Origin of the sequence: Lentzea sp. NPDC060358, from assembly GCF_042725365.1 — a bacterium.
In the GTDB taxonomy this organism is placed as follows: Bacteria; Actinomycetota; Actinomycetes; order Mycobacteriales; family Pseudonocardiaceae; genus Lentzea.
The window spans coordinates 1-10,816 of the sequence record NZ_JBHXCW010000249.1; the positions used below are offsets into that span (position 1 = coordinate 1).

Genomic DNA, 10,816 nt, shown 5'->3' on the forward strand with positions numbered 1-10,816 from the left:
CCCCCGACCGCCTACCGAATCGGCAGGACGCCCGACTCGGCGGGCGTCGTGCAGTCGGCTCCCAGCGTCTCGACCGGCACGCTGATCCCGAGAACGGTCGCGGCCGTGTCGCACACGTTGGTGTTCACGTGCTGGGCCGCGTTCGTGGCGACGTTGTTGGCCTCGACGGGCACGACGACCGGCCCGACGAGGCTCGCGTTGCCGTTCCCGGCGGGTCCCAGGTCAGTGGTGGCACCGGCGGCCGTTGCCATCGCGAGCAAGCTTCCAGCCGTGGCGACCGCCACGTGCAGCGCCCTGCGCACCCCGTTCACCCTGTACTCCATTCAGATCAACCAATACGACTGAACGGATCATCGCACACAGCTCTGAGGCTCAGATCACGTGGTGGGGTGCTCCCGCGCGGCACGCGTCGCCGACCCGGAGCCTCGCAAGATCACGGTCCACGATGGACTCGCCAGGGCGTTCCCGCCTCCGAGAGGACACAACAAAAAACCCGCGTTCGCGATTTCGGCGAACACGGGTTTCCCGGTTTCAAGTGGAGCTGAGGGGAATCGAACCCCTGACCTTCTCGATGCGAACGAGACGCGCTACCAACTGTGCTACAGCCCCTTGCGGTGGTACGTGAAGAACTATAGCAGTCGCGGAAGGGGTGTTTTCACCACCCCCTCCTAAGCCCCGACAGCACCTCGGTACCGCAGCGACTCGAGCCCGTCCAGCTCGACGAAGACCGGGTCCTCGTCGTCGGAGTCGACCGGGATCGTGCCCGGCCGGACGTGGTGCTCGTAGCGCGGCAACGGCGGCAGCGCCGGCTTCTCGTCGACGGCCACGACCTCGACCTGGGTGGTCTCGGCCTCCTCCGCGGAGGGCTCGGCGGCGACCGGGGCGGGCGCCTCCTGCGGCTGCGGGCCCGTCGCACGGCGGCGGCGGACCTGCCGCAGGCGGGCGAGCCGGCGGGCGCGGATCTCCTCCTCGATCCGCACCTGGCGGCGCAGGTAGGTCAGGTAGCCCACGACCAGCAGGTCGACCGCGGCGTGGCCGTACCAGAGCGGCGCGTAGAACACACCGGCCACCACACCCGTCACGACGGATGCGAACAGCAGGAACGCGATCACCCTGCGGCGGAACGCGTACTTCGCCTGTGCGACCAGCGCGGCGGTCTCCGGGTCGTAGCCACCGCGGCCGCGCCGGAACGGGCGTTCGACGTACTCCTCCTCGTCGAAGTAGTCGTCGTCGATGTCGTGGATGTCGTCGTACTCGGCGTCGGGCATGGCGTCGTACTCCTCCCCCGCGCTGCGCGCACTCTCCTGGCGCTTGCGGGCCACCATGGGGACGAGGACCACCAGCCAAGCCACGACCAGCGCAACGATGATCAGCGAACTCGGCATTCCCCGTTCACCTCCCCCGGCCCACGCGTGGTGCTGTTCACCACGCTAGTCACAACAGTCACACCTGTGTCGGAGGCTCGCCGAACTCGGTGCGTACCAAAGTGTGGTCTATCACCCACTTTTGGGTGAAGTGATTACGACATACAGACGTGCCCGTCAGGGAAGACGGGCCTCTCCTCGTGCGACCAAACGGCGCACCAGGCCTTCCGGGACCTCTTCGGTCGTGAGGGCGAAGCAGAGGTGGTCGCGCCACTGTCCGGCAACGTCCAAATAACGTTTGAAGAGGCCTTCCTCGCGATAGCCGGACTTCGTGAGAACGCGGATCGACGCCCCGTTCTCGGGCCGGACGGTCGCCTCGAGCCGGTGCAGACCAGCGCTGCGGAAGGCGTGGTCCGTGAGCAACGCCACCGCGGCCGTCGCGACGCCGCCTCCCGCCCGATCGGCGGCCACCCAGTAGCCGATCCAGGCGGACTGCAGCGAGCCCCGCACGATGTTGCCCACGGTGATCTGGCCGGCGAGCTCGCCGTTGACCATGATCATGAACGGCAGCGTGCTGCCGTGCCGGGCCATCGAGCGCAGCGACGACCACTGGGCGGGCCAGGAGAGCGTCGCGTTGCGCTCGTCCCAGCCCTCCTGGGCCGTGGGCTCCCACTTCTCCAGGTACGCGCGGTCGCGGATGCGCAACCGCGACCAGCGCGAGCCGTCGAAGAGCCGCGGTCCGCGCAGCTCGACGGTGCCCGCGCGCACCTCGACGGGCCCCAGCCGGACCGGCCAGCCGGGGTGGCGTCCCAGATCGGAGAAAGCGCTCATCCTCCGCCGCTCGTCAGCCTCGCTGGGCGAGGAAGCTCACCAGGACCTCGTCACCGACCGAGACCTCGGTGACGTCCTCGTCGACCATGATCAGGCAGTTCGCCTCGGCGAGGGAGGCGAGCAGGTGCGAGCCGGACGTGCCGAGCGGTTGCACCAGGTACTCGCCGTTGTCCGCGTCGCGCAGCAGCTGGCCGCGCAGGAAGCCCCGGCGGCCCTTCGTCGACTGCAGCGGCGACAGCAGCCGCGCCGACACCGCGCGGCGGTACGGGTTCTTCTTGCCGAGCGCGGCCCTGATCAGGGGCCTGACCAGCACCTCGAACACGACCAGCGCGCTCATCGGGTTCGCGGGCAGCAGGAACGTGGGCACGGCGTCCGGCCCGAGCCGGCCGAAGCCCTGCGCGGAGCCGGGGTGCATGGCGACCCGGCCGACGTCCATGTCGCCGAGCTCGGTGACGGCGGCCTTGACCTCGTCGCCGACCGTGCCGCCCACGCCGCCCGCGATGACGACGATCTCGGACAGCAGCAGCCGGCCCTCGACGACCTCGCGCAGCCGGCGCGGGTCGGCGGACATGATGCCGACCCGGCTGACCTCGGCGCCCGCGTCGCGTGCGGCGGCCGCCAGCGCGTAGGAGTTCACGTCGTAGACCTGGCCCTGGCCGGGCGTGCGGTCGACGTCGACGAGCTCCTCGCCCAGCGAGATCACCGACACCCGCGGGCGCGGGTGGACGAGCACCTTGTTGCGCCCCACGGCGGCCAGCAGGCCCACCTGGGCGGCGCCGATGGACGCGCCGCGGCGGACGGCGACGTCACCGGTCTGCACGTCCTCGCCGGTGCGGCGGACGAAGCCGGCGGACGGCACGCTGCGTTTGACCGTCACCTTCGCCTGGTGGCCGTCGGTGTAGCCGAGCGGCACGACGGCGTCGGCGAGCGTCGGCAGCGGCGCGCCCGTGGCGATCCGCACCGCCTGGCCGGGCTGCAGCCGGCGGGGCTGGCGCGAGCCGGCCGGGATCTCGCCCACGACCGGCAGCTGCACGGGACCGGCGTTCGCACCGGACACGTCGACGCTGCGCACCGCGTAGCCGTCCACCGCCGCCTGGTCGAAGCCGGGCAACGCGCGTTCGGCCACGACCTCCTCGGCGCAGAGCAGGCCCTGCGACTCCGAGATCGCCACTCGCACGGGTGCGGGCCGCACCGCGGCCGCGATCACCCGAGCGAGCTGCTCGTCCACTGACCTCATGTGTTGGTCCTCGCGCCCATCAGGGATCCGATCCGGAAGGATTCGATCAGGAGTTGCCGAGGCGTTCCCGCAACCACTCGCGCAGATCGGGTCCGTACTCCGGGGTCTCGAGTGCGAAGTCAACCGCAGCGCGCAGGAATCCTGCGGGATTGCCGAGGTCGTGTCGTCCGCCGCGGTGCACGACGACGTGCACGGGGTGACCCTCGTTGATCAGCAGCGCGATGGCGTCGGTGAGCTGCAGCTCGCCTCCCGCGCCCGGCGTGATGCGCTTCAACGCGTCGAAGATCGCCCGGTCGAGGAGGTAGCGGCCGGCCGCGGCGAAGGTCGACGGCGCGTCCTGCGGCTCGGGCTTCTCGACCATGCCGACGACCTGCTTGACGTCGTCGCTGCCCGTGTCGCGGACGTCGAACACGCCGTAGGCGGAGATCTGCTCGCGCGGGATGTCGAAGGCGAGCAGGACGGTGCCGCCCTTCTCCTCGCGGATCTCCGCCATCTTCTTGAGCGCACCGGTCGGCAGGATGATGTCGTCGGGCAGCAGCACCGCGACGGCCTCGTCCTCACCGGTCAGGTTGCCCTCGGCGCAGCCGACGGCGTGGCCGAGGCCGAGCGCCTGCTCCTGGATCGCGGTCTCGGCCTTGATCAGCTGCGGGGCCCGGCGGATCTTCTCGACCAGGTCGGACTTGCCCTTGTCGGTCAGCGACTGCTCGAGGTCGGGGTTCGCGTCGAAGTAGTCGGCGACCGACGCCTTGGTCGGCGAGGTCACGATGACCAGCTTCGTGGCCCCGGCTTCGGCGGCCTCCCTGGCCACGTACTCGATGGCCGGGGTGTCGACCAGCGGCAGCAACTCCTTCGGCACGGCCTTGGTCGTGGGGAGGAAACGGGTGCCCAGACCTGCCGCGGGCACGATAGCGGTGTGGAAGGCGCTGCTCATGGGCTGCGATGCTAACGACATACCGGGGGATACCCATCATGACGTCCGATCTTCGCGACCGTAAGGCCGCCCTGCGTACGGAACTGCTGGCCGCGCGGCGCTCGCTGCCGCCCGAGGTGCGCGCCGCCGAGGCCGCCGCGCTGCGGGCGCACGTGGACGCCCTGGACGTCCGGCCTGATCAGACGGTGTGCGCGTTCCTGCCGGTCGGCTCGGAGCCCGGTGACGCGGCGTGGCTCGACGGGGTGCGGTGCCGGGTGCTGCTGCCGGTCGTGACGGGCGACGCGCCACTCGACTGGGCGGTCCACACCGGACCCGGCGACCTCGCGCCCGCAGCGTTGAAGCTGCTCGAACCGACCGGTCCCCGGCTCGGCGCCTCGGCGATCGCTGGAGCCTCCCTGGTGCTCGTGCCGGCGCTGGCGGTGTCGGTCTCCGGGGTGCGGCTCGGCAAGGGCAAGGGGCACTACGACCGGTCGTTGCCGCTGGTCACGGCCCCGCTGGTGGCCGTGGTGCGCGACTGCGAGGTGCTGCCCTCGGTACCCGCCGAGCCCCACGACGTGCGGATGAACGGCGTTCTGACACCCTCCACGGGCCTGCGATGGCTGTGACTTTGCTCCGGGGTGTTTGCGCTCCGGGAAGGATCTGAGTGAAAATCGTGTTGGCACTCACAACGGTCGAGTGCCAGATCTAGGAGCGAACCCAGTGCCTACGTACCAGTACGCCTGCACCGCGTGTGAGCACCGGTTCGAGGCTGTGCAGTCGTTCAGCGACGCCTCCCTCACCGAGTGCCCGGAGTGCGCGGGCAAGCTGCGCAAGCTCTTCGGCGCCGTCGGTGTCGTGTTCAAGGGCAGCGGCTTCTACCGGACCGACAGCCGTTCGGGCTCGTCGAAGGACTCGTCGTCCACGGCGGCGTCCTCGTCGTCCGCTTCGACCACGTCGTCCTCGTCTTCGTCCTCCTCGGACTCGAAGTCCACGACGTCCTCGTCCTCCTCTTCGTCGTCCTCGAGCACCCCGGCGGCCGCCGCGTCCTGAAGATCGCGAGTTGTCCACAACTTGCGCCCGGCCCGGTCCGACATGCCCCCGACAGCCCTACCGTCGGGGGCATGACCCTTTCCAGCACGCTGTCCGACCGAGTCCGCTCGCTCCTGCGCCGCCGCCCCTCCGCGGTGTGGCGCCGGTCCCTGGCCCTGGTGCTCGCCCTCCTGGCCGCGTCGACGGCCTTCTGGCCGGACGTGGGCCATCCCGCCGTCGTCGCCTCCCGCGACCTGCCGCCGGGCGTCCCGCTGGCCGACTCCGACCTGCGCCTGGTGTCGTTCGACGCGCCGGTGTCCGGGTCGTTCTCCGGCGTGTCCGCCCTCGTGGGCAAGACCCTGAACGACGCGACGCGGGCAGGCGTCCCGCTGACCGACCTGGACCTCGCCACCGCCGACCCGGACGCGGCGTCGGTGGCCGTCGAGGTGGCTGACCAGGGCCTCGCCGACGTGGTGCGGCCCGGCGACCGGGTCGACGTGGTGACGTCGACCGGCGAGGTGCTGGCCGAGAACGCGTCGGTGCGGGAGACGCGCGGGCGTGTCGTTGTGCTGACGTTGCCGAGACTTAATGCAAATCGCGTCGCCGCGATGTCACTGGATCATGCATTAGCCGTTACTCTCCGCTGATGCTGAAGGGATTCAAGGACTTCCTGATGCGCGGGAACGTCGTCGACCTGGCTGTAGCCGTGGTCATCGGCACCGCGTTCACCGCGATCGTCACCGCATTCACCACGAGCCTCATCAAGCCGCTCATCGCTTCGCTGGGCAACGCAGAGACCAAGGGCCTCGGCGTTCAACTGCGCGAAGGCAAGGAGGACACGTACCTCGACTTCAGCAACGTCATCAACGCGGCGATCAACTTCGTGATCGTGGCCGCCGTCGTCTACTTCGTCCTGGTGCTGCCGATCAAGAAGATCCAGGAGCGCCGCAAGAGGGGCGAGGAGGCCGGCCCGGCCGAGCCGACGAACGTCGAGCTGCTGATCGAGATCCGCGACCTGCTCGCGGCCCAGCAGGGCCGCGACACGACCGTGGTCCAGCCGGCGACGGACGTGCGAGCCCCGAAGGTCTGACCCCTCCCGGCCGCCGCTCGGCGACGGGTGGCGGCCGGCCCTAGCTCGGGCGCGGGTCTGGCTCGGGTGCGGGTCTGGCTCGGGTGCGGTCCTCGCTCGGGCGGCGTCGGCACGCGCGATCACAACTCGCGCACGGGCGCGGTCTGCGGTGCGGATGCTCCAGGCGACGTGGCGACGGACGCCGCGTTCGTCGGGACGAGCACGCCACGCGGCTCGGCCTTGCCGACGAATGCGCACGCCTCGGCGCGCAACTCGGCCTGGGCACGCCATCGTCCTGGGCACGCCACGAGGCTCTCGCGCGCTCGACAGCGGTGCGCTCGGCCGTCCCAGCGCGCCCAGCCGTTCCGGCGCGGACAGCCTCCGAGGTCCGGCGACCGGTGCCCTGCGACCGGTGCCCGCTCGACCATCCCGGCGCGCTCAGCCGACCCGGCATGCTCAACCAGCCCGGCACGCTCAACCAGCCCGGCACGCCGGAGCGCTCAGCAGTCCCCGGCGCTCAGCCGACCCGGCACGCTCAGCCAGCCCAGCACGCCGGCACGCTCAGCCGTCCCCAGCGCTCAGCCGCCGTGGTGCGGCGGCCTGTTCTCGCGGTACCAGGACTCGCGGTCCTCCGCCGAGCCCCCGCCACCGCGCTCGTCCGACGTCGTCTCCGGGAGCACGTCGCCGAACACCTCGGCCAGCCGCCGACGACGCCGGGCTGCGGCGTCGTCGTCGGCCGGCTGGGGCGAATCACTCTTCGTCAAGACCGCTCAGCTGCTCGATGACGTAGGGCACCAGTGCCGACAGCGTCGCCATGCCGTCGCGGACCGCCGAGCGCGAGCCCGCGAGGTTCACGACCAGCGTGCTGCCGGAGACGCCGGCGAGGCCGCGCGAGATGCCCGCGTCGACCGCGCCCGCGGCGAGGCCGGACGCGCGGAGCGCCTCGGCGATGCCGTGGATCGGGCGGTCGAGCACGCCCTGCGTGGCGTCCGGGGTGACGTCTCGCGGGGACACGCCTGTGCCGCCCACGGTGACCACGAGGTCGACGCCGCCGATGACGGCCGTGTTGAGGGCGGCCCGGATGTCGACCACCTCGCCCTCGACCGCGACGGTGCCGTCGACGATGAAGCCGACTTCTTCGAGGAGTTCGGTGACGAGAGGCCCGGAGTTGTCGTCCTGCTCGCCGTGCGCCACCCGGTCGTCCACGATCACGACCAAAGCGCGGCCAAGGCGCTGCGCGCTGCGTTCCATGCGATCACCGTAGCGGGAGTCGGACTTCGAAGCGGCAGCCAGGACCGTGGTTCTGCGCACCGATGCGCCCGTGGTGCGCGTCGACCAGCCCCCGCGCGATGGAAAGCCCCAGTCCGGCGCCGGAGGGGTTGCGCGCGGTCGAGCCGCGGAAGCCCACGTCGAACACGTGCGGCAGCACGTCTTCGGGGATGCCGCCGCACGCGTCGTCCACTCGCACCACCGCGTCGGCTCCGTCCACATCGACCTGGACGGCCACCGCACCGCCATCGGGCGTGTGGCGGATCGCGTTGGACACGAGGTTGCGCACGACACGCATCAGTTCCGGATCGGAACCCCGCACGACGGGCCACTGGCGGGCGTCGGCCCGCAGCCGCACGCCCTCGCGCGCCGCCACCGGGCGGGACGCGGCGACCACGTCGCTCACCACGTCGGCCAGCGCCACGTCGTGCATCGACAGGTTCAGCGCGCCCGCGGTGATCCGGGAGAGCTGGAACAGGTCGTCCACGAGCTTCGACAGGTGGTCGGCCTCCAGGGCGATCTGCTTGGCGTAGACGGCGACCTCGCCCGGCTCGGAGACGACGCCGTCCTCCAGGGCCTCGGTCATGGCCCGGATGCCGGCGAGCGGGGTGCGCAGGTCGTGGCTGATCCACGCCACCAGCTGCCGCCGCGCCGCCTCCGCCTCGCGCTCCCACATCGTGCGCCGGGCGATCGCGCGGCCCAGCATGATCGAGAACGGCACGGTGATGAGGCCGACCAGCACGCACGCCATGAGCGTGGCGCCCAGCATCGGCGTGAACATGAACCCGCTGACCATCAGCACGCCGGCGATGGTGGCCACCACCGGCACGATGACCATGACGGTCATCGCGGTGGTCAGCGAGACGCGGCTCAGCCTGTCGAACACGGGTCGTACCGGTAGCCGACGCCCCACACCGTGCTGAGCCGGCGGGGTTTCGCGGGGTCCTGCTCGATCTTCTCGCGCAACCGTCGCACGTGGACGGTCACGGTCGACTGGTCGCCGAACTGCCAGCCCCACACGCGTTCGAGCAGCTCGGCCCGGCCGAACGCCTTGCCGGCGTTGCCGATGAAGAACGCCAGCAGATCGAACTCGCGGGTGGTGAGCTGCAACGGCCGGCCGTCGAGCGTCGCGGTGTGCGCGGCCACGTCGAGGACCAGGTCGCCGTCGCGCACCACGCGCGGCTCGTAGGCCCGGTGGGCCCGCCGCAGCACCGACGAGACGCGCAACGCGAGCTCGCGCGGGCTGAAGGGCTTCGTGACGTAGTCGTCCGCGCCGATCTGCAACCCGGCGATGCGGTCCTCCTCCTCGCCCAGCGCCGTCAGCATGACGACGGGCGTGCTGCCGCGCTCCCGGATCCGCCGGCAGACCTCCAGGCCGTCGATGCCCGGCAGCATCAGGTCCAGCACCACGATGTCCGGCTCCTGGGCCGCGAGGGAGCGCAACGCCTGCTCCCCGTCGCCCGCGAGCTCGACCTCGTACCCGGCGTGTTCGAGGTAGCGGCGCACCACGTCCCGCACCGTCGTGTCGTCGTCGACGACCAGCACCCGTTCCACCACGTCACCACGCTAGGCCACGGACACCGGCGGCGTCCGGGATCGTCATCAGCACGTAAGAAGGGCCGTACCTGTGCGCGGGGCAGGTGCCCACAGGTACGGCCCCACGGGGTCGTCGTCGCGCCGGGTCCTGGCGGCGGCGGCCGCCGGTGCCCGGCGTCCCCCGACCTACCCCACCTCGACGCCGTCGAGGGTGGCTTCCACGGTCCGGTTGTCCGCCAGCGCGATCGTGACCTTGTCGCCGGGCGCCTTGGACCGGACGGCGGCCACGAGCGTGTCCGACTCGTCGATGCGGCGGTCGTCGAACTTGGTGATCACGTCGCCGGCCTTGAGCCCCGCCTTCTCGGCGGCGCCGCCGGCGGTGATCTCGGTGATCTTCGCGCCCTGCTCGGTCGACTCGACCTTCACGCCGAGCACGGTCTGCTTGGGCTTGCCGCTCTTCACGATCTCGTCGATCGTGCGGCGTGCCTGGTCCATCGGGATCGAGAACCCGATGCCGACGGAACCGGCCTGGCCGTTGGCCGAGCTGGGGCTGTAGATCGCCGAGTTGATACCGACGACCTGGCCCTGCATGTTGACGAGCGGGCCGCCCGAGTTGCCGGGGTTGATGGCCGCGTCGGTCTGGATGGCGTTGAGGACGGTGGCCTGCGAGTTGCGGGCGTCGCTGCCGGCCGAGACCGGGCGGTTCAGCGAGCTGACGATGCCCGACGTGACCGTGCCGGAGAGCTCGAACGGCGAGCCGATCGCGACGACGCCCTGGCCGATCTTCAGGTCACCGGAGTTGCCGAGCTGCACGACCGGCGCGCCGGAGATGCCGTCGGCCTGGATGACGGCGATGTCGGAGCTCGGGTCGCGGCCGAGGATCTTCGCGGTGGCGGTCTTGCCGTCCTGGAAGACGACCTTGATGTTGCCGCCGCTCGCCGCACCCTCGATGACGTGGTTGTTCGTCACGATCTGGCCGTTGCTGGAGATCACGAAGCCCGAGCCCTCGCCGGCGCCGGTCCTGGTCACGACCTGGATCTGCACGACGGAGGGCAGCAGCTTGTTCGCCACGTCCTCGACCGAGCCGGCCGCGACGTTGCCCGTCTGGGACGCGGGGCGCGGCGTGTCGAGCGAGCTCACGGCCGACGAGTCGTTGGCGAAGTTGTAGCCCAGGTAGCCGCCGAGGCCACCGGAGAGCCCGCCGACGAGCAGCACGAGGGCCGCGACGCCCGCCACGACCTTGCCGCGGCCCTTGGGGCGCGGGGGGACGGACGACGGGAAGCCGGGCGGGAGGTAGTACTGCCCCGTCTGCGCCCCGGGCTGTCCCGCCGACTGGGGCATCGACTGGGGGCCCGTGTGCGGTCCCGCGAAGGGGCCGTGGGGCTGGTCGGCGCCGAACTGCGCCGTCGTGGCGCCGAGGCCGAGCGGGTGAGGTTGGCCGGACCCGTGATGAGGAAGCTGCTGGCCGGGTCCGGGCCCGCCGAGCTGCGCCTGGCCCGCGTCAGGTGCGGGCACCTGACGCTGGGCCGAAGTGAAGGAGGCGGGCGGGTCGCCCAGGCCCAGGTACGTCC

Annotated in this window: 14 protein-coding genes and 1 tRNA gene; 4 read left to right on the top strand and 11 right to left on the bottom strand. The window is 71.3% G+C overall.

Annotated features, from left to right (window positions below; translation table 11 throughout):
• Positions 1-11: 11 nt before the first annotated feature.
• The 6 genes from ACFWGZ_RS34435 to ACFWGZ_RS34460 all read right to left on the bottom strand — a co-directional run bounded on the left by ACFWGZ_RS34435 (position 12) and on the right by ACFWGZ_RS34460 (position 4,363).
• Positions 12-323, bottom strand: a complete 312-nt coding sequence (locus ACFWGZ_RS34435; protein WP_382455766.1) for a hypothetical protein — start codon at positions 321-323, stop codon at positions 12-14.
• Between the two features lie 213 nt (positions 324-536).
• Positions 537-609, bottom strand: a tRNA-Ala gene (locus ACFWGZ_RS34440).
• Between the two features lie 59 nt (positions 610-668).
• Positions 669-1,385 carry a gephyrin-like molybdotransferase receptor GlpR gene (glpR, locus tag ACFWGZ_RS34445; protein ID WP_382455767.1) on the bottom strand — a complete coding sequence of 239 codons (717 nt, stop codon included), beginning with the start codon at positions 1,383-1,385 and terminating at the stop codon, positions 669-671.
• A gap of 156 nt (positions 1,386-1,541) precedes the next feature.
• Positions 1,542-2,195 carry a GNAT family N-acetyltransferase gene (locus ACFWGZ_RS34450; protein WP_382455768.1) on the bottom strand — a complete coding sequence of 218 codons (654 nt, stop codon included), beginning with the start codon at positions 2,193-2,195 and terminating at the stop codon, positions 1,542-1,544.
• Positions 2,196-2,208: 13 nt separating this feature from the next.
• Positions 2,209-3,432: a gephyrin-like molybdotransferase Glp gene (glp, locus tag ACFWGZ_RS34455; RefSeq protein ID WP_382455769.1), complete on the bottom strand. Its 1,224-nt coding sequence runs from the start codon at positions 3,430-3,432 to the stop codon at positions 2,209-2,211.
• A 46-nt stretch (positions 3,433-3,478) separates the two neighbouring features.
• Positions 3,479-4,363, bottom strand: coding sequence for a UTP--glucose-1-phosphate uridylyltransferase (locus ACFWGZ_RS34460; RefSeq protein ID WP_382455770.1), 885 nt, complete (start codon positions 4,361-4,363; stop codon positions 3,479-3,481).
• A gap of 38 nt (positions 4,364-4,401) precedes the next feature.
• Between ACFWGZ_RS34460 and ACFWGZ_RS34465 the strand changes: the two genes are divergently transcribed.
• The 4 genes from ACFWGZ_RS34465 to mscL all read left to right on the top strand — a co-directional run bounded on the left by ACFWGZ_RS34465 (position 4,402) and on the right by mscL (position 6,461).
• Positions 4,402-4,968, top strand: a complete 567-nt coding sequence (locus ACFWGZ_RS34465) for a 5-formyltetrahydrofolate cyclo-ligase (protein WP_382455771.1) — start codon at positions 4,402-4,404, stop codon at positions 4,966-4,968.
• 94 nt (positions 4,969-5,062) lie between these two features.
• The gene (locus tag ACFWGZ_RS34470) at positions 5,063-5,392 is read left to right on the top strand and encodes an FmdB family zinc ribbon protein (protein WP_382455772.1); all 330 of its coding nucleotides are present in this window, start codon (positions 5,063-5,065) and stop codon (positions 5,390-5,392) included.
• 71 nt (positions 5,393-5,463) lie between these two features.
• Complete coding sequence (locus tag ACFWGZ_RS34475) at positions 5,464-6,018, top strand: SAF domain-containing protein (RefSeq protein WP_382455773.1); 555 nt, start codon at positions 5,464-5,466, stop codon at positions 6,016-6,018.
• Positions 6,018-6,461, top strand: a complete 444-nt coding sequence (gene mscL, locus ACFWGZ_RS34480; RefSeq protein WP_382455774.1) for a large-conductance mechanosensitive channel protein MscL — start codon at positions 6,018-6,020, stop codon at positions 6,459-6,461. The genes ACFWGZ_RS34475 and mscL overlap by 1 nt, the downstream gene beginning before the upstream one ends.
• Positions 6,462-7,018: 557 nt before the next feature.
• On the opposite strand, the gene ACFWGZ_RS34485 is transcribed toward mscL, so the two are convergent.
• From ACFWGZ_RS34485 to ACFWGZ_RS34505, 5 genes are all read right to left on the bottom strand, one after another.
• A complete protein-coding gene (locus tag ACFWGZ_RS34485) occupies positions 7,019-7,204 on the bottom strand; it encodes a hypothetical protein (protein ID WP_382455775.1) in 186 nt (61 codons plus the stop codon).
• On the bottom strand, positions 7,191-7,691 hold the full coding sequence (locus ACFWGZ_RS34490) for a molybdenum cofactor biosynthesis protein B (RefSeq protein ID WP_089909148.1): 501 nt from the start codon (positions 7,689-7,691) through the stop codon (positions 7,191-7,193). The genes ACFWGZ_RS34485 and ACFWGZ_RS34490 overlap by 14 nt, the downstream gene beginning before the upstream one ends.
• Before the next feature lie 4 nt (positions 7,692-7,695).
• Complete coding sequence (locus tag ACFWGZ_RS34495) at positions 7,696-8,556, bottom strand: sensor histidine kinase (protein WP_382455778.1); 861 nt, start codon at positions 8,554-8,556, stop codon at positions 7,696-7,698.
• Between the two features lie 23 nt (positions 8,557-8,579).
• On the bottom strand, positions 8,580-9,266 hold the full coding sequence (locus ACFWGZ_RS34500; RefSeq protein ID WP_382455776.1) for a response regulator transcription factor: 687 nt from the start codon (positions 9,264-9,266) through the stop codon (positions 8,580-8,582).
• A gap of 165 nt (positions 9,267-9,431) precedes the next feature.
• The coding region (locus ACFWGZ_RS34505; protein WP_382455777.1) for a trypsin-like peptidase domain-containing protein at positions 9,432-10,816 on the bottom strand (1,385 nt) is incomplete at its 5' end.